Annotated in this window: 17 protein-coding genes; 3 read left to right on the top strand and 14 right to left on the bottom strand. The window is 72.5% G+C overall.

What is annotated here, in order from left to right; translation table 11 throughout:
- Positions 1-6: 6 nt before the first annotated feature.
- A complete protein-coding gene (locus ACQXVK_RS05145) occupies positions 7-816 on the bottom strand; it encodes a putative RNA methyltransferase (RefSeq protein ID WP_430852931.1) in 810 nt (269 codons plus the stop codon).
- A 74-nt stretch (positions 817-890) separates the two neighbouring features.
- On the opposite strand from ACQXVK_RS05145, the gene ACQXVK_RS05140 reads away from it, so the two are divergent.
- From ACQXVK_RS05140 to ACQXVK_RS05130, 3 genes are all read left to right on the top strand, one after another.
- On the top strand, positions 891-1,502 hold the full coding sequence (locus ACQXVK_RS05140; RefSeq protein WP_430852930.1) for a CG0192-related protein: 612 nt from the start codon (positions 891-893) through the stop codon (positions 1,500-1,502).
- A gap of 126 nt (positions 1,503-1,628) precedes the next feature.
- Positions 1,629-2,567 carry an aldo/keto reductase gene (locus tag ACQXVK_RS05135; RefSeq protein ID WP_402266513.1) on the top strand — a complete coding sequence of 313 codons (939 nt, stop codon included), beginning with the start codon at positions 1,629-1,631 and terminating at the stop codon, positions 2,565-2,567.
- Positions 2,568-2,589: 22 nt separating this feature from the next.
- Positions 2,590-3,117 carry a GNAT family N-acetyltransferase gene (locus tag ACQXVK_RS05130; protein WP_430852929.1) on the top strand — a complete coding sequence of 176 codons (528 nt, stop codon included), beginning with the start codon at positions 2,590-2,592 and terminating at the stop codon, positions 3,115-3,117.
- A 126-nt stretch (positions 3,118-3,243) separates the two neighbouring features.
- Here the strand turns inward: ACQXVK_RS05130 and ACQXVK_RS05125 are convergent, their stop codons facing one another.
- The 13 genes from ACQXVK_RS05125 to ACQXVK_RS05065 form a co-directional block, all read right to left on the bottom strand.
- The gene (locus ACQXVK_RS05125; RefSeq protein WP_430852928.1) at positions 3,244-3,447 is read right to left on the bottom strand and encodes a hypothetical protein; all 204 of its coding nucleotides are present in this window, start codon (positions 3,445-3,447) and stop codon (positions 3,244-3,246) included.
- A gap of 46 nt (positions 3,448-3,493) precedes the next feature.
- Positions 3,494-3,724 carry a hypothetical protein gene (locus ACQXVK_RS05120; RefSeq protein ID WP_022905498.1) on the bottom strand — a complete coding sequence of 77 codons (231 nt, stop codon included), beginning with the start codon at positions 3,722-3,724 and terminating at the stop codon, positions 3,494-3,496.
- A gap of 34 nt (positions 3,725-3,758) precedes the next feature.
- Complete coding sequence (locus ACQXVK_RS05115; protein WP_430852927.1) at positions 3,759-6,920, bottom strand: GH92 family glycosyl hydrolase; 3,162 nt, start codon at positions 6,918-6,920, stop codon at positions 3,759-3,761.
- Between the two features lie 47 nt (positions 6,921-6,967).
- Positions 6,968-8,614 carry a protein kinase domain-containing protein gene (locus tag ACQXVK_RS05110; protein ID WP_430852926.1) on the bottom strand — a complete coding sequence of 549 codons (1,647 nt, stop codon included), beginning with the start codon at positions 8,612-8,614 and terminating at the stop codon, positions 6,968-6,970.
- 10 nt (positions 8,615-8,624) lie between these two features.
- The gene (locus tag ACQXVK_RS05105) at positions 8,625-9,431 is read right to left on the bottom strand and encodes a phosphatase PAP2 family protein (RefSeq protein ID WP_031261065.1); all 807 of its coding nucleotides are present in this window, start codon (positions 9,429-9,431) and stop codon (positions 8,625-8,627) included.
- A 123-nt stretch (positions 9,432-9,554) separates the two neighbouring features.
- On the bottom strand, positions 9,555-11,240 hold the full coding sequence (locus ACQXVK_RS05100) for a bifunctional 3'-5' exonuclease/DNA polymerase (protein WP_430852925.1): 1,686 nt from the start codon (positions 11,238-11,240) through the stop codon (positions 9,555-9,557).
- Between the two features lie 64 nt (positions 11,241-11,304).
- Positions 11,305-11,445: a YegP family protein gene (locus ACQXVK_RS05095; protein ID WP_430852924.1), complete on the bottom strand. Its 141-nt coding sequence runs from the start codon at positions 11,443-11,445 to the stop codon at positions 11,305-11,307.
- 89 nt (positions 11,446-11,534) lie between these two features.
- Positions 11,535-11,777: a hypothetical protein gene (locus ACQXVK_RS05090; RefSeq protein ID WP_430852923.1), complete on the bottom strand. Its 243-nt coding sequence runs from the start codon at positions 11,775-11,777 to the stop codon at positions 11,535-11,537.
- A complete protein-coding gene (locus tag ACQXVK_RS05085; protein ID WP_430852922.1) occupies positions 11,774-12,670 on the bottom strand; it encodes a hypothetical protein in 897 nt (298 codons plus the stop codon). Before ACQXVK_RS05085 ends, ACQXVK_RS05090 begins: the two co-directional genes overlap by 4 nt.
- Positions 12,667-13,527: a carbohydrate ABC transporter permease gene (locus tag ACQXVK_RS05080; RefSeq protein WP_071295636.1), complete on the bottom strand. Its 861-nt coding sequence runs from the start codon at positions 13,525-13,527 to the stop codon at positions 12,667-12,669. The genes ACQXVK_RS05085 and ACQXVK_RS05080 overlap by 4 nt, the downstream gene beginning before the upstream one ends.
- The gene (locus tag ACQXVK_RS05075) at positions 13,524-14,513 is read right to left on the bottom strand and encodes a carbohydrate ABC transporter permease (RefSeq protein WP_229084884.1); all 990 of its coding nucleotides are present in this window, start codon (positions 14,511-14,513) and stop codon (positions 13,524-13,526) included. The genes ACQXVK_RS05080 and ACQXVK_RS05075 overlap by 4 nt, the downstream gene beginning before the upstream one ends.
- A 10-nt stretch (positions 14,514-14,523) precedes the next feature.
- Positions 14,524-15,849, bottom strand: a complete 1,326-nt coding sequence (locus tag ACQXVK_RS05070) for an ABC transporter substrate-binding protein (RefSeq protein WP_430852921.1) — start codon at positions 15,847-15,849, stop codon at positions 14,524-14,526.
- Between the two features lie 22 nt (positions 15,850-15,871).
- Complete coding sequence (locus tag ACQXVK_RS05065) at positions 15,872-17,086, bottom strand: Gfo/Idh/MocA family protein (RefSeq protein ID WP_430852920.1); 1,215 nt, start codon at positions 17,084-17,086, stop codon at positions 15,872-15,874.
- Positions 17,087-17,132 lie beyond the last annotated feature (46 nt).

The following is a 17,132-nucleotide window of genomic DNA, read 5'->3' as shown; positions in this document are numbered from 1 at the left end:
GAGCGGTCAGCGCGCGGAGCTCCACGTGCTGACCGTGACCGCGGCCGTCACGGCGGTGGGCAGGAACTCCGCGTCGGCGGTGACGTGGTGGTGGCTCGGCCCCATGTGCACCACGTCGTGCACGTCCTCGGCGGACAGCTCCATCGTCCACGTGAGGTCCTCGGCGGACCGCTGCACGAAGGCGGGCGTCAGGGAGTCGTGCAGCCGCCGTTCCTTCTCGGGGTCCACCGTGATGGTCGCCTCGGCCAGCTCCGCCAGGTGTCCCGTGCGCGGGGTCACCACCACGAGGAGGCCTTCGGGGTGCAGCACGCGGGCGTACTCCGACTGGTTGCGGGGCGCGAAGACGTCCAGCACGACCGCGGCGGCGCCGTCGACGACCGGGAGGCGCTCGGTCACGTCCCCGACGACGGCCCCCGCGCGCTCGTGGATGCGAGCGGCCCGCCGGATCGCGACCGCGGACAGGTCGAGGGCGACCCCGAGCCGCGACACGGCGTCGAGCGCGTGTGCGAGGTAGGTGCCCGGACCAGACCCGACGTCGAGGACGACACCGGGCACGTCCACGGAGGCAACCGCCCGGGCGACGGCCTGTTCGATGGGCGCGTAGTGCCCCCGGCCGAGGAAGCGGAGTCGGGCGTCGACCATCTCGGGGGTGTCCGCCGTCAGGGCACGACGCTTCGCGGGCAGCAGCGTGAGGTGGCCCTGCTTCGCCTCGTCGAACCGGTGACCCGTCGCGCAGCCCACCTGGCCGCCGTCGACGCGGCCGAGGGGCTCGGCGCAGACGGGGCAGGCGAGCACGGGGAGCAGGTCGTCACGCACCCGACCAGCGTAGGCGTCGGTAGCCCGATCGGACGGCGGGTTCTCGGTGCACTGATCGTCGGTACGGTCGGGGCATGGCCGTCATCCACCACGCAACCCTCCGTCCGTCGAAGCTCGAGGCGCTCGCCGTCTGGCTGCCGGACCAGCCCTGGAGCGGGGTGTCCGCCGGTGACGACCTCGCGACCGCCGGGAAGTTCCGGTTCGACGACCCCGCGGGCGAGGTCGGCGTCGAGACGGTGCTCGTGCGCACCACGGACGGCCGGGTGCTCCAGGCGCCGCTGACCTACCGCGGGGCGCCGCTCGACGGCGCCGAGGCCTTCCTCGTGACCGAGATGGACCACTCCGTGCTCGGACCACGCTGGGTCTACGACGCCGTGGGCGACCCGGTGTACGCCGACGTGCTGCGCCGGGCGATCGCCACGGGCGGGAACGAGGCCACCCTCGAGCGCGCCGACGGATCTGGGGCGTGGGACGCCGAGGGGACGGCATCGGGCAGCGGGTCCGATGCCGACTCCCCCACCGTGACGACCGTGGACGCGCAGACCTCCGGCGCCCTGACCTCCGTCGCGACCGGTCACGGGGCACTCGTCGTCGCCCGTGCCGTCGGGGCGGAACTGCCTGCTGGCCGCACGCTCACCGGCGGCTGGGCCGACGGCACCGGCGTGCTCGCGGTCCTGGTGCCCTGAACCGGACCACCTGACGGCCGCGACGTCCACGGTGGGGCCGAGCCGCGCCTCCCGTCCGTCGGCCGCACCGATGCCGGTACGGACAGGGCCTGCCTGCCCGGCGGAGCCGGTGGGAGGATCGAGGGCGTGAAGACACTGGAGTTGCCACAGACGGACCTCACCGCATCCGACGTCGTCGTCGGCCTGATGCGGATCAACGACATGAGCGACGAGGACATCCGCGCGCTGTACGCCGCCTCGCGCGATGCCGGCGTGACGATGTTCGACCACGCCGCGGTGTACGGCGGGTGGCACGGCTGCGAGGAGCGGTTCGGCTCGGCCGTCACGCTCTCCCCCGCCGAGCGCGCCGAGATCGTGCTGCAGACGAAGGTCGGCATCCGCCCGACGCCGAACGGCGCGTACTTCGACTTCTCGTACGAGCACATCATCGAGTCCGTGCACGAGTCGCTCGAGGCCCTGCGCACCGACTTCATCGACGTCCTGCTGCTGCACCGCCCGGACGCCCTCGTCGAGCCAGAGGAGGTCGCGAAGGCCTTCGACGAGCTGCACGCCGCCGGCAAGGTCCACCACTTCGGCGTCTCGAACCACACGCCGGGGCAGGTCGACCTGCTGCGCCGCTCGGTGCGGCAGCCGCTCGCGTTCAACCAGGTGCAGCTGAGCATCACGCACGCGAACGTCATCGCACAGGGCGTCACGGCGAACATGGGCGGCCTCGACCAGTCGATCGACCGCGACAACGACATCCTCAACCACTCGCGGATGAACGGTGTCACGCTGCAGGCCTGGTCGCCGTTCCAGAAGGGCTTCTTCGACGGCGTCTTCCTCGGCGATCGCGAGCACTACGCCGAGCTGAACGACGTCCTCGAGGAGCTCGCCGTCGCGCACGGCGTCACCCCGACCGGCATCGCCGTGGCGTGGATCACCCGCCACCCGGCGCACTTCCAGGTCGTCCTCGGCACGACGAACCCGCAGCGCGTCCGGGACTCGGCCGCCGGTTCCGACGTCGAGCTCTCGCGCGAGGAATGGTACCGCGTGTTCACCGCCGCGGGGCACACCGTTCCCTGAGCCGATCGGGCAGGGTGGGACCGTGCTCCACGACCTCACCCTGCCCGTCACGCTCGACACGCGCTCCGGCCCGGTCACCGTCCGGGACGCGACGCCCGACGACCTCGACGCCCTGGTCGCGCTGCTGTCCGACGACCCGATCAGCGCCGCACGCGGGGACGTCGCCGCGCCGGAGGACGCCCCGCTCTACGCCGACGCGCTCCGGGCGATCGTCGAGGACCCGTCGAACGCGCTCCTGGTCGTGACGGATGAACAGGACGTCGTCGTCGGGACGCTCCAGCTCACGCGGATCCCCGGGATGGCCCGGCGTGGGTCCGCGCGGCTGCTCGTCGAGGCCGTCCGGGTGAGCAGTGCCGTGCGCTCGGGCGGGATCGGCAGCGCGGTGATGCGGTGGGTGGTGGACGTCGCGGCGCGGGAGCTCGCGACGCCCCTCGTGCAGCTGACGTCGGACGCCGAGCGGACGGACGCCCACCGGTTCTACGAGCGGCTGGGGTTCACCGGATCGCACGTCGGGTTCAAGTACCGGGTGCCCGACGTCCCGCTGCACTGACGTTTCTTTCCCAGGACGCCCGCGATGCATGGGCTCCCCGCGCGTACCGGGTCGGAACTTCTGACCAGGTACGCCCGATTCGACCAGGTACACCGCGCGGGGGCCGGGCGGTGGCGGCGCGCCGCGTCAGTCGGCGCTGGTCGGGGCGCTCGGGACCGCCACGTCGACGGGCGACACCCGCGCGGGGTCGGCCGACGCCCCGCCGACGACGTCGAACGTGATGCCGAGCTCGGCAGCGGTGTCCTCGTCGAGCTCCAGCCCGTCCTGCTTCACCTGGTCCTCCGGGATTGCACGGCCACCGGACGGGTCCCACGAGTTCGCGATCGACATGCGCACGAGCGTGCCCGAGCCGCTTGGCAATCGCCCTGGAAACGCGTCAGAGATCGTCCGGGTGCAGGCGGTCGCCGGCCTGCGGTCGCCGGAACACCGGGCCGCCGCCGGCCTCGTCCTCGTCGTCGTGACGGACCGGCGAGACGCTCGGGTCGGCGGAGTCCTCGCCGACGTCGGCGCCGCGGTCCTCCTCGATCTGCAGCTCGTCCTCGTCGGCGCCGTCCACGGGGATCGAGCGGCCGTCCTGTTCGGGATCGAAGGGTGTGCTCATCGACATGGGCCGAGCATGCCCCCGCCCGGTGAACGGCGGGTCAACGCTGTCCGTCCGCCGCGATCAGCTCGAGCTGGGTGAGCGGCAGGTCGGAGACGGCCGTGAACGTGAAGGCCGTCCCGGAGCCCTGCAACCGGAACACCCGGGTCTGCCCGGCCCAGTCGAACACGGCGTCCTGCACGGCGACGCGGGTGTCCCCGAGCGCGGCGTCCCACGAGTAGCACCCGGGTTCCGCCGCGGTGACCGTGTAGAGCGAGGTCGGGACGTCGGGGACGTCGAACGACACCGAGGTCCCCACGGCGAGCGCCGTGACCGTCCGTCCGGTGTCGTCGACGAGCGAGGAGGCGGGCGACGGGAGGTCGGCGGACGACAGGCCGACCGGCAGCAGGTCGACGGGGGTGTCCCGGTAGCCGTGCACCTCGGACGCCGAGACCGGGCGGGTGTCCGATGCCCAGCCCTGCGGCTCGTCCGACAGCGTGAACTCGATCCGGGACGCCGACACCACCACGCGGTGCGGGATGCTCACCGACGTCCACGGCGTGCCGTCGACCGTCACCGACGCGACGTACGCGCCCTCGGAGCCGTCGGCGACCTCGATGACGGTGGGCGTGCCTCCCGGCTGCTGCAGCACCGTCCTGCGGACCGACGGCGGCACGAGGACGTAGGTGCCCGTGGAGGGCGCCAGCGGGTAGAGGCCGATCGTCGCGAAGACGTACCAGGCGCTCATCTCGCCGTTGTCCTCGTCGCCGGGGTAGCCCTGACCGAGGTCCGAGCCGACGAACAGGCGCTCGAGCGCCTCGCGGACGATGCGGTGCGCCTCGTCGTGCCGCCCGGTGAACATCGGGAAGAACGGGATGTGGTGCGCCGGCTGGTTCGACAGCCCGAGCATGCCCATCCGCACGTCGCGGGCCTCGGTCATCTCGTGGATGGGGAAGCCGTACGAGCCGGACCGGACCGTCGCCCCGGTCTCCGGGGTGGCGAAGAAGGTGTCGAGCGCGGCATCGAACCGCGTGGGTCCACCGTGCAGGTCGACGACCCCGACCCCGTCGTGCGGAGCCGTGAAGGCGGTCCCCCACGCGTTCGTCTCGGTGTAGTCGTCGCCCCAGTCGCGCGGGTCGAACTCGGTGCCGACCCGCCAGGAACCGTCGGGGTCGCGGCCGATGAAGAAGCCGCGCTCGGAGTCGAAGACGTTCCGGTACTGCAGCGAGCGGCGGGCGAACCACTCCGACTCGGCCTCGTACCGTGCGAGGTGCGCAGGGGTCCGGGCGCGCGAGGCGAGCAGGCCCGCCATCACGGCGAGGCCCCAGTCGTTGATGGCCGCGTCGAGGGTCCAGCTCATCCCCTCGTGGGTCGCCGTGTCGACGTGGCCGCGGAAGGCGCCCGGGAGGCTCCCCTTGCGTCCGACGCGCTCGTCCCGTGGCGGGACGGTCGCGTTGCGCAGTGCGCTGCGGTAGGCATGCGCGAGGTCGAAGCCGGCGATGCCCTTCACCGCGAGGTCCGCGAAGACGGTGTCGCTCGTCGTGCCGGTCATGCAGTCCTCGGCGCCGGGGGCACTCCACCGGGGGGTCCACCCGCCGTCGTGGTGGTGCTCGACGAAGCCCTGCGCGAGTTCGCCGGCGGTGTCCGGGGTGAGCAGGGCGAGCAGCGGCCAGGCGGTCCGGTAGGTGTCCCAGAAGCCGTTCGTGGTCGTGAACGGGCCCTCGACGACCTCGGGGCCGGGTTCGTCGCGGATCGGGGACTCCTGCACGGCGCCGTACGGGGAACGGTGCCGCGGTACCCCGTCCCGAGCGGTCTCGCCGGCACGGTTCGGGTAGAGGAACAGCCGGTACAGGCCGGAGTACAGGCTCGTGAGCTGGTCGGGGGTCGCGCCCTCGAACGACAGGGTGCCGAGCTCGTCCGTCCAGAGCCGCTCCGCGCGGGCCCGCATGGTGTCGAACGGGCCGGCGGCGTCGAGGTTCGCGCGGGCGTCCGCGAACGAGACCGTCGAGATGCCGAGCAGCACGTCGGTCCCGGTGGCGTCGCCGAGACCGATCCACCCGCGGAGCTGCTGCTCGCCGGACGTCGTGTGGTCGGAGGTCGCGCCGGGGATCCGGACGTGCACGAAGTGCGGCGGGGTGCCGGGACGGTCGTCGAGCAGGGCCTCGACCACGGCGGTGCCGTCCGTGACCGTCACCGAGACGTCCGAGACCCGGCCGTGGTGGTCGAGCACGATGCTCCGGGCGCCGGTGAACCGGAAGCCGAGGGCGAACTCCCCCGCGGTCATCTCGGCCGTGACGCCCTGGTCGAGGTCGACCCGGTATCGGTGCGGGCCGTCCTGCTCGCGGTCGTGGTCGAACCCGAGCGCGCGGGCGGCCCGGTCCGTGTCCGGCGCGTCGAGCGGCGACGGCATGACCTGGAAGACGCCGCGGTCCCCCATCCACGGCGACGGGATGTGGCTCGTCGCGAACCCCTGGATCGCCGGGCGCACCCGACCGGTCGCGTCGGTGCGGTCGTGCTCCTGGTAGGCGTACGGCCAGCGGTTGCTCGAGGCGTCGGTCATCGGCAGCCCGAAGACCCCGCCGTGCGGGAGGCCGACCAGCGGGGCGTTGTTGCCGCGGGAGAACCGGGCGGACGCCTGCGTGCCGCGGGTCGTGCGGACGTGGTCGAGCGGGGTGCGCGGGGTCGGGCGCGCGGGACCGATGCGGACGGCGTCGAGCCAGCCACGGAGCGCCGGGCGTGACCCGTCTGCGCTCGTGGGGTGCGGGTCGGAGCCGAGCCGCGCCTCCAGGCGGTCCACGACCCGGCCCGCGAGCTGCGTGAGGTCGACCGCGCGACGGTTCCACTGGTCGACCCACTGCTTGCGCGCGGCCGCCTGCGCCGCGGGCGTGAGCGCGTCGCCGTACTGGTCGTGGGCCGTGTCGCTCAGCCTGCTGCCGTCGGTGCAGACGACGTCCACCACGAACGCCGTGGCGTCCCAGAAGTGCGGCAGGTCGGCCTCGGTCGGTTCCGTGCGGCCGTCGGGCAGGACCCGCTCCGGGAACCACACCCACGACAGCTCGTCACCCGGCTCGATCGCCCGCCCGGCGAACCCGGGCACGACCGCCTCGGCGACGTGGTCGCCAGAGGGCCGTTCGACCAAGAGGCCCTCGGCCGAGTCGAAGCCGACGCCGTTCCGCGCGGCGACGGCCGTCGTCGGGCCACCGCTCCGTTGCAGTTCTCGCACCGGCTCAGCGTATTTGCTCCAGCGTCCGGAGGAGAACCCCCGGCGTGTCAGCCCTTGTTGTGACCGGGAGCGTTGCCGGAGTTGCCCGGTCCGGTGTTCCCGGTGTTTCCGGTGTTCCCGGGTCCACTCGTGTCGACGGCCGGGTCCGCGCCGTCCTGCGGTGCCTGGACGGGGTTGCTCGCCGGGGCCGAGGGCTCCGGCCCCACCGACGGCTCGTCGGCCGGGTCGCTCGGCTGCGCGGGCTCGGACGGCTGCTCGGCCGGTTCGGACGGCTGCTCGGCCGGTTCGGAGGGTTGCTCGGCGGGCTCCGACGGTTGGTCCGCGGGCTCGGAGGGCTGTTCGGCCGGCTGGGACGGCTGCTGGTCGTCCGTCGACGACGAGCTCGACTCGGTCGGGGCCGGCGTCGACCCGTCGTCACCGCCCAGGGCGACCACGGCCACGACGATGCCGGCGAGCACGAGCACGACGACCACGACGGCCGCGATGATCGCGCCGCGCCGACGACGGGGTCGGTCGTCCGCTGCCGCTGCCGAGGGGGTCGGGACCGGGCCGGCCGGACCGCCGGGCCGACCACCGGCGGCCGACGCACCGGCGGCGCCGCGGGACGCCTGCGCGCCGAGCACGGTGGTCGCGACGTCGTCGGCGGCGCTCGGGCGGTGCGTGTCCATCACGCGGGTCGCGTCCTCGGCACCCGGGGACGCGGTCGGCATCGCGCGCGTCGCCGCGTCGTTCCCGGAGGCGCCCGGCGCCGGCATGGCCTGCGTCGCCTCGTCGGCGCGTGCTGCCCCGGCCGCTCCGGCTGCGGCAGCACCGGCGGCGGCCGCACCGGCAGCCGCCGCGGGCGTGACGGTCCCGGGACCGCCGGGCAGCAGCTGCGTGGCCGGCGCGGCGTCGTCGTGGCCGAGCGCGCGGAGTCGCTGCGCGGCCTCGGCGGCGGAGGGTCGCTCCGACGGGTCCTGCGCGGTCATGACGTGCAGCAGCGTGCGCCACGCGGTGGGCAGGTGCTGGTCGATCTCCGGGCCACGGGTCAGGCGCGCGGTCGCGGACTCGACCGCGCTGCCCGGGAACGGCTGCCGACCGGTCAGGCTCTCGAGGAGCATCAGCCCGAGCGCGTAGACGTCGGCCTTGCCCGTGATCGGCTGCGCGAGGACCTGCTCCGGCGCGATGTACGCCGCAGTGCCCATCACCGTGCCGGTCTGGGTGGCCCGAGCGCCGTCCCGCAGCAGGGCGATGCCGAAGTCGGCGAGCTTGACGTGCACGCCGTCACTCTCGAGCAGCACGTTCGCGGGCTTGACGTCACGGTGCACGATGCCCTGCGCGTGCGCCGCTGCGAGGCCGTCTGCGACCTGCGCCCCGACGCCCGCGGCGGTCGACCGGTCGAGCGGTCCCTCGCGCAGTCGGGTCGCGAGGTCGCTGCCCGGGACCAGCTCCATCACGAGGTACGAGTCGCCGTCGACGTCGTCGAGCGCCGCGTCGTAGAGGGTCACGAGCGCCGGGCTGCGGAGCGCCGCCAGCGTCTGGATCTCCGCCTCGGCACGGGCCCGTTCGCCGTGGTCGACCGCCCCGATGCGGAAGACCTTGACCGCCACCTCGCGGCCGAGCTGCTCGTCGACCGCCCGGTAGACGGACGCCATGCCGCCGTGCCCGAGCGTTCCCGTGACGCGGTACCGACCGCCGAAGACCCGTTCTTCCATGCGGGGCAACCTACCGGGGCGACCTGACGGGTGGCGCACCTCGGCGGAGTGCCGTCAGGTAGAACCGGTGCGCCGTGATCACCAGGGCGAGCCAGGCGAGCCCGAGCGCCCACGCCGCCAGCACGTCGGTGAGCCAGTGGTGCCCGAGGAACACGCGCGAGATGCCGACCGAGACGACGAACGCCGTGCCCGCGACGATCGTCCACACCCGGGTCACGAGCTTCGACTGCCGGAGCAGCAGCAGGTAGACGATCGTCCCGACGATGACCGTGGCGTTGAGCGTGTGCCCGGACGGGAACGACGGCGAGTGCTCGTACGGCGGGACGGCGTCGGCGAGCGGCGGTCGGGCGCGACCGATCAGGTCCTTGCCCGCGACCGTCATGAGCAGCGACCCACCGGAGGCCGCCACGAGCAGCACCACGGGCGTCCACGCACGACGCTGGATCGTGAACCCGACGAGGAACCCCAGGGCGACGATCGGCATCCCGATCGTGCCGGCGACGTCCGTCCACCAGGTCACGAGGGTGTCGGCCGTCGGCGACCGCAGCGTCAGCATCCAGTCGAGGACGGGCCGGTCGAGCACGGCGACGTCGTCCGCCTCGCGCACCGCGTCGTAGACCTCGGACGCCACCCAGGTCGCGGTGACGGCCACCCCGATGCCGATCGCGAGGGTGGCCACGAGCAGCGGGAGGGCGCCCCAGCGGTGGCCGAGCGCTGCCCAGCCGGCCGCCGTCGCCCGTCCGGCACGGGTGCGCCACGTCGTGAGGTCGACGGTGCCGACGCGTTCGTCGGGCGCCTCCGGGTGATCGGTCTGCATCGACCCACCCTGCCCGAACCCGGGTGTGCAGGTGCGGTGCACGCCGCGGCGACCGGCGCCGGACACCGGGCACCGGGACCGGGCACCTGGGACCGGGCACCCGGTCCCGCACGCCGTCGCGGGTCAGTCCTTCGCCGCGCCGTAGTCGTCGACGACCGCCACCGACAGCGGGAACACCACCGGGAAGTCGCGGAACAGCAGCCGCCCGGCATCGGCCGCCGCGGCCCGCACCTGCTCGGCCACCCACTCGGCGTGCTCGGCCGGGGTGTGCACGACGATCTCGTCGTGCACGAAGAACACCAGGTGCGGGCCGTCCGTCACCGGCCCCGGGAAGCGTTCGGCGAGCCGCGAGCGCAGCGACCCCATCCAGGCGAGCGCCCACTCGGCCGCCGTCCCCTGCACGATGAAGTTCCGGGTGAACCGGCCCCAGCTCCGCGCCCGTGACTCGACCGCGCGCTGCATCGCCGGCGTCCCCTCGACCGTGTACGCCTGGTTCCGCGCCTCGAACCAGGCGGCGTCCGGCACCGGGGACGTCCGGCCGAGCAGGGTCGTCACGGCCTCGCCCCGCTCCCCCGCCCGGGCCGCCCGGCTGACGAGTCCGAGGGCGGCCGGGAACGCCCGCTCGAGCCGCGGGACGAGCCGCCCGCCCTCGCCCTGGGTCGCCCCGTACATCGCGCCGAGCATCGCACCCTTGGCCTGCTGCCGGGTCTCGACCGCACCGGAGGCCACGACGCCGTCGTACAGGTCGCGCCCGTCCCCGGCCGTCGCCATCGCCCGGTCGCCGGACATCGCCGCGAGCACCCGGGGTTCCAGCTGTGCCGCGTCGGCCACCACGAGCTTCCAGCCGTCGTCGGCGACCACGGCGGCACGGATCCCCTTCGGCAGCTGCATCGCTCCCCCGCCGTCGGCGGCCCAGCGCCCCGTCACGACCCCGCCGACGAGGTACTTCGGGTGGAAACGACCGTCCTGCACCCACTCGTCGAGCCAGGTCCAGCCGTTCGCGGTCAGCAACCGGGCGAGCCGCTTGTACTCGAGCAGCGGTTCGATGACCGGGTGCTCGATCTCCTGCAGCTCCCACTTCCGCGTGCTCGTGACCATCAGGCCGGCTCGACGGAGGGCCTTCAGCACGTCGGCGGGTGAGTCCGGGTTGAGCGACGGGTCCCCCAGCCGGTCCCGCACGACGGCCGCGATCTCCTCGAGTCGTCGCGGTCGCACCCCGTACGGCACCCGCGGGCCGAGGGCGTCCTCGAGCAGGCGTTCGTGCACGTCCGCACGCCACGGCAGTCCGGCGTGGAGCATCTCCGCCGCGACGAGCGCACCCGCCGACTCCGCCGTCACCAGGAGTCGCAGCGCGCCGGGCGCGGTGGACGACGCGACCGCGTCGAGCTGCGCGCGCAGCTCCACCACCGGGTCGAGCGCGTCGTCGGGAGGCGACACGTCGAAGAGCGCGTCGTCGAAGAGCTGGGCGTGCGTCGGTCGGGCGACCCGCGCCTCCTGGACGGGTGCGTCCCACCCGTCTGCCGGCGCCGCGGCGAGCGCGGTGCCCCGCGTCGCGAGCGCGGACCGCAGGATGCGTCGGCAGAGCCGGAGGTCGATGCACCGGCCGACACGGCCGCCCGCTCGGAGCACGGCCGGGTACCAGCGCGCGGTGTCGTCCCACACCCAGCGCACGTCGGGTGCGTCGCGGGCCGCGACGAAGGCCGGGAGGCGCGGCTCGTCCACGCGGATCGGCTCGCCGTCGGCGGTCCCCGCGTCGGTCAGGGGCGTCACGAGGACGCCATCGTCGACGCGGCGGAGGACGAGGTGCACGGAACGATCATGCCGTGCGCCACCGTCAGTCGAGCTCGACGACCTCTGCGCCGGGCGCGTTCTGCTACACGGAGGCGATGCCGTTCTTCGCGCCCGCCTTCGAGGCGTACCCCTCGGACGTGGCGATGACCTCGCCGTTGCCCGCCGTGAGGTGGAAGCGGTACGCCCCCTCGGCGTCGGTCCAGATCTCGAACTTGCCGGCCATCTCGACTCCTCGCGTCGATCCGATGGTGCCCGTTGTCCGCGCAGCGGCCTGCTCCGCACGCTCGTGGCCGGGACCGGATCGTGGAAGCCTCAATTCACGGTGTTCGCGTCCCCGTCACCGCGGGGTCGCTGCGAGGTCCCGCCGCCGGGACGGACCGCGGCGCTGTCGGAGACGTCGATGCGGACGTCGCCGTCTTCGGCGCGGGACACCTCGACCCGTGGGTCGGCGTCGTGCTCGTCGGAGCCGGACATGCGTCGGAAGGTGTCCTGGCGGCGTTCTTCGAAGGACATGTCGACACCGTCGTCGAGGTGGTCGCGGTCGGGCTTCGTCATGGGTGGGACGGTACGCCCGGGGTGCTGGCACCGGATCGGGCGGCTCCGGACGATCGCGCTCCGGGCGGTCGCCCCGGTTCGGCGATCCGGATCGTCCCGGTGCGGGCCGTCCAGTGCTCGCCCGACCGCCACCGGGCTGCGACCCCGGCGGCGAGGCGGCCGGAGGGGATCGACCCGCGTGACACCGCCGCGCGGGCGTCGGGCAGCGTCGTGCCGAGGACGAACTTCGCGACACCGCCGTCCCCCTCGGCGGCGTCGCCGGACGAGGGCGCTCCCAGTTCGAAGCGGCGGGCGAACCGTACGAGGTTCGCGTCCGGGCCGAGCGCGTCGGCGAGCCCGGGGTCGAGGATCCACGAGCGGCACTGCCACCAGCCGGCCACGTGCGCCGGTGCCACGGCACGGAGGAGCGCAGGCGCTTCGTCGAACGACCGGTCGCACGCAGGGGCGTCGAGGGGACCCGTCTCGGGGACGTGGACGCCCCAGGCCGCGGAGCCGTCGGCCGTCGTGTCGCCGATCTCGAACTGGAGGCGCCCCACCGTCACCACGCGGGCGGCGAGGACCGCGCAGAACCAGTCCAGACCGGTTCCCCGGAGGCCGTACCGCGCGAGCTTGCGGTCGACGTCCGCGATGCTGTCGGCCGCCTGGTCGGCCGAGGCGCCGTGGGTACGGAGCCAGGCTGCCGTCCGGGGTCGGACGGCGTGGAGGACGTCGACGATCGCGCTGTCGGGCAGGCCGCGGACGGTCGATTCGAGTGCGGCGGCCAGCTCTGCCGGGTCGGGGACGGTTCCGATCGCCGCGGCGAGGACCTCGGTACCGTCGTGCACGATCCGGTCGTGGTCGGGCCGGTCGTGGTCGGGCCGGTCGTGGTCGGGCCGGTCGGGGTCGGGCGTCACTTCAGGCCGGACGCGGCCAGGCCGTCGATCACGCGGCGTTGCAGCACGACGAACATGATCAGCACCGGTGCCATGGCCATGAGGCTCGCGGCCATGAGCACGGGGTAGTCGATCGTGCGGTCGCTGGAGAGGGTCGCGAGGCCCGCGGCGAGCGGCATGTCCTCGGCGCGGGTCGACACGACGAGCGGCCAGAGCAGCTCGTTCCACGACCAGAGGACCGTGGTGATCGCCAGCACGCTGATCGACGGACGGGCCAACGGCAGCATGATGCGCCAGAAGGTCTGGAACGGGTTCGCGCCGTCCATCCGGGCGGCTTCCTCGAGCTCCGGCGGGAGGTTGAGGAACGCGGTCCGCATCAGGAATGTCCCGAAGGCACTGAACAGCCCCGGTGCGACGATGCCCATCAGGGTGTCCAACCATCCGAGCCCCTGCACGATCTGGTACTGGGAGATCAGGTACACCTGCGACGGGACGAGCAGGATCGACAGGACGATCGCGAGGAGGATCGCCCGACCGCGGAACCGCATGCGGGCGAACGCGTAGCCGGCGAGGGTGCAGAGCACGATCTGCGCGAGCGTCCGGATGATCGTGACCATTACCGACGTCCCGAGCTGGCTCAGGAACGGCAGGCGTTCGAACACCTGCGCGTAGTTCTGCCACTGCAGCTCCCCCGGCCAGAAGGTCGGTGTGACGGACTGCACCTGCGCGTTCGTCGACAGGGACATGATGATCTGCCAGAGGAACGGGAACGCCATGACGAACCCGCCGACGCCGAGGACGACGTGGATCCACCAGTGGCTGCCGCCGCGGCGGCCCGGCCGGCGGCCGGTCCTGGTCGGTGTGACGGTGGCGGTCATGCCTGGACCCACTTCCGCTGGAACCGGAACTGCACGAGCGTGACGATGCCGATGAGGACGAAGATCACCATCGCGATCGCAGCCGCGAAGCCCTTGTCGTTGTCGATGAAGCCGGCGCTGTAGAAGTAGAAGACGAGGGACATCGTCTTCGGGATCACCGGGTTGGTGCTGCCGAGGATCGCGTAGAGCAGGTCGAACAGCTGGAAGCTCGAGATGGTCGTGACGATCACCACGAAGAAGATGCTCGGGCTGAGGAGCGGCACCGTCACCGACCGGAACTGCCGCCAGCGCGACGCGCCGTCGAGCTCGGCTGCCTCGTACAGCTCGGGCGGGATGTCCTTGAGGCCGGCGCCGAGGATGATCATCGAGAACCCGAGCGAGGACCACAGGCCGACGAGGCTCACCGCGACGAGCGCGAAGCCGGGCGTCGAGATCCAGTACGGCCCGTCGATCCCGAACAGCCCGATGAACCAGTTCACGATGCCGTAGTCGCCGTTGAACATGATCCGCCAGACGAGTGCGATCGCGGCGGGCATGGCGACGTAGGGCAGGAAGAAGAGCACACGGTAGAACTGCGCGAACCGCAGGCCAGGGGTGTTGAGCAGACTGGCGAGCCAGACCGCCACGGGGATGCCGAGCAGGACGATCACGGTGTAGATCACCGTGTTGAGCAGCGACTGGTAGAGCTGCGGATCGGAGACCAACCGCACGTAGTTCGCGATGCCGGAGAAGGTGGCGCCGCCGAACACACCCCAGGTGGTGAAGGAGTACCAGAACGTCTGGATGATCGGCCAGATGTAGAACGTCCCGACGCCGACGAGCAACGGGAGGACGAACAGCCACGGCCAGAACCCGTCGGTCCGGTGCGCCCGAGGTCTGGTCGTGCCGGCGGTCGGACGCCGGGAGCCCGGGGCCCCGGGCCCGGACGCGCGCTGCGTCCGCGCCGGGGCGTCCGAGGTCGGGTGTCGCTCGGTGTGGATCGTCACGGTGTGGGGCTCACTGTTCCTTGGTGAGGGCGGCGTCCATCTTCTGCGCGAGCTGCTTCGCCACGTCGTCGACCGGGGTCGATCCGTCGAAGGCACTCGGCAGCAGGTTCGTCTCGAGGGTGTTCCACGCCGCCGTGTTCTTCGAGACCGGGAGCGGCTTGGCGTAGTCCACCGCGTCGAGGAAGACCTGCAGGTCGGCGTCCGGCATCGTCTTCGTGAAGGCGCTCTGCGTGCCCTCGTACGCCGGGATCACCGCACCCATGTCGCCCTGTTGCTGCTGGGCCTGCTTGCTCGCGAGGTAGACCTGGAGCGCCTGTGCGGCGGCCTTGTTCTTCGTGTTCGCGGACACGACGTTGGAGACACCGTGGATGACCGTCGCCTGCTCCTTGCCCTTGGGGAGCGGGTACACGACGACGTCCTTCTCGAGGTCGGTGCCGGTCAACGCGGAGCGGAACCAGCTGCCGCCCTGGTACATGGCGAGCTTGCCCGAGGTGAACCACTGGTCGGCGGTGGTGTCGGTCAGCTGCTTGATCGAGGGCGACGCCCCGGACGCGATGAGGTCGGTCCAGAACTGCAACCCGGCCTCGGAGGCCGCGGTGTCGTACTCGGACTTCGTGCCGTCCGCGTCGATCACGTTCCCACCGGCCTGGAAGATCGTGTCGTAGTAGGTGGTCTGTCCGTCCATGCCGCCGGCCGCGCCGTACGCGCCGTCGGCCTTGAGCTTCTCGGAGAGCTCGGCTCCGGTCTTCTGGAAGTCGTCCCAGGTCCAGTCCTTCGAGGGCATGGCGACCCCGGCCTTCTCGAAGAGCGCCTTGTTCATCCAGACGCCGATGGTGTCGAAGTCCTTGGGCACGCCGTACTGGGTCTTGTCGTACGTGTACAGGTCGTTGAGGGCGGACGAGTACTTCGCGGGGTCGATCGCGCCGGCCTCGACCTCGCCGGTGATCGGCGCGAGCTTGCCGTTCGCCGCGTAGAGCTGGAAGTTCGGGCCGTTCATCCAGAACACGTCGGGCAGGGTGTTGCTCGAGCCCTGGGTCTGCAGCTTCGTCCAGTAGCTGGCGAACGGGGTCACGTCCACGTTGACCTTGATGTCCGGGTACTCCTCGTTGAAGCCCTCGAGGTTCGCCTTGATCGCCTTGACCTGGTTCTCGTCCCAGACGGCGTACGTCAGGGTCGCCTTGGTGTCCTTGGCGGCCTTCTCGTAGTCGCCGCCGGCGCTGGAGGCGCCGGAGGACGTGCTGCAGCCGGCGAGGAGCACGGCTGCGCCGATCGCGGCGACGGCGCCGAGGAGCGCACGGCGACGGCCGCGGCCCTTGGCAGAGGTGGGTGCGTGCATCGGGTGTCCTTTCGCGAGTCCGTCAGCGGGTGACGGCCGGGGTGGGGTCGGTGAAGTGGGCGATCGTCGCGGCCGCGAGCGTCGGGACGTCGATGGGGACGGAACCGTTCCGGAGCGACCGGGTCGCGAGCGCTCCGGCGGCGACGGCGGCGCGGGCCGCGATCGGCGAGAGGGTCGTCGGCTCCCCCAGCGCGACGTGCCGGAGGAACTCGGACATCGTCAGGAGGTCGGCATCGGCGTGGCCGGCGGCGACCCCGTCGATCTGGTACTCGCGGTCCCCCGCGACGTCCCAGCCGCGACGATGGCTCCAGACCTTCACGACGCCACCGCCGGTGTCGCCGATGTTCTCGAGCCGTCCCTCGGTCCCGATGACCGTGTAGTTGCGCCAGTAGTCCGGCGTGAAGTGGCACTGCTCGTAACTCGCCTGCACACCGTTGTCGAGGGTCATCATCACCATCGACACGTCCTCGACGTCGACGACGGGGTTCAGCCCGGTCTGCTCGAGGGGCGGCCAGTTGTCGAGGGAGAACCAGTCCCCCATGAGCTCGCCGCTGCGGTCGCGACGGTCGGTGACGTCGCCGTAGACCGACAGCGACCCCATGCCGACGACCCGCGCGGTGTCCCCACCGCCGAGCGCGTGGATGACGTCGAGGTCGTGGCTGGCCTTCTGCAGGAGCAGGGAGTTCACCTTGGTGCGGTCGGCGTGCCAGTCCTTGAAGTAGTAGTCGCCGCCGTTGCCGACGAAGTGCCGGCACCAGACCGCCTTGACCTGGCCGATCTCGCCGCGGTCGACGATCTCGCGCATCAGCCGCACGACCGCGGCGTGACGGAAGTTGTGCCCGACGTACAGCGGCGTGCCGGTCTCCGCCGCTGTGTCGAGGACGGCGTCGGCGTCCTCGACCGTGATGGCCATGGGCTTCTCGAGGTAGACCGCGATGCCGGCGCGCAGCAGGTCGATCGCGATCGCGGCGTGCGTCCAGTCGGGGGTCGTCACGATCGCCGCGTCGACGACCCCGACGAGTCCCCCGTGGTGCTCGACGACGAGGGCGTCCGGGTACTCGGCCCGCGCCCGCTCGCGCCCCTGCTCGGTGACCTCGGCGACGGCGACGACCCGCGCCTCCAGGTCGGGAGCGGCGGCAGCCGCCTCGGCCACGTGGCGGGCGATCGCCGCACGCTGCCCCATGCCGACGATGCCGACCCGTAGTGGTCGTCCTGTGAACGCGTCACCCATGCTCATCTCGCTCCCTTGCGTGATTGTGACGCCCATGATGCCGAATCGATCA

Origin of the sequence: Curtobacterium sp. AB451, assembly GCF_050585845.1 — a bacterium.
GTDB lineage: Bacteria > Actinomycetota > Actinomycetes > Actinomycetales > Microbacteriaceae > Curtobacterium.
Note: the sequence above shows the minus strand (reverse complement) of the source record. Positions and strands in the feature narration are given on the sequence as shown.

What these genes read in the sequence shown, in the direction of transcription:
- ACQXVK_RS05090 (WP_430852923.1), bottom strand. Translation starts at nt 11,777, where the DNA reads ATGACGAAGCCCGACCGCGACCACCTCGACGACGGTGTCGACATGTCC.
- ACQXVK_RS05080 (WP_071295636.1), bottom strand. Translation starts at nt 13,527, where the DNA reads ATGACCGCCACCGTCACACCGACCAGGACCGGCCGCCGGCCGGGCCGC.
- ACQXVK_RS05105 (WP_031261065.1), bottom strand. Translation starts at nt 9,431, where the DNA reads ATGCAGACCGATCACCCGGAGGCGCCCGACGAACGCGTCGGCACCGTC.
- ACQXVK_RS05065 (WP_430852920.1), bottom strand. Translation starts at nt 17,086, where the DNA reads ATGAGCATGGGTGACGCGTTCACAGGACGACCACTACGGGTCGGCATC.
- ACQXVK_RS05110 (WP_430852926.1), bottom strand. Translation starts at nt 8,614, where the DNA reads ATGGAAGAACGGGTCTTCGGCGGTCGGTACCGCGTCACGGGAACGCTC.
- ACQXVK_RS05070 (WP_430852921.1), bottom strand. Translation starts at nt 15,849, where the DNA reads ATGCACGCACCCACCTCTGCCAAGGGCCGCGGCCGTCGCCGTGCGCTC.
- ACQXVK_RS05125 (WP_430852928.1), bottom strand. Translation starts at nt 3,447, where the DNA reads ATGTCGATCGCGAACTCGTGGGACCCGTCCGGTGGCCGTGCAATCCCG.
- ACQXVK_RS05140 (WP_430852930.1), top strand. Translation starts at nt 891, where the DNA reads ATGGCCGTCATCCACCACGCAACCCTCCGTCCGTCGAAGCTCGAGGCG.
- ACQXVK_RS05095 (WP_430852924.1), bottom strand. Translation starts at nt 11,445, where the DNA reads ATGGCCGGCAAGTTCGAGATCTGGACCGACGCCGAGGGGGCGTACCGC.
- ACQXVK_RS05120 (WP_022905498.1), bottom strand. Translation starts at nt 3,724, where the DNA reads ATGTCGATGAGCACACCCTTCGATCCCGAACAGGACGGCCGCTCGATC.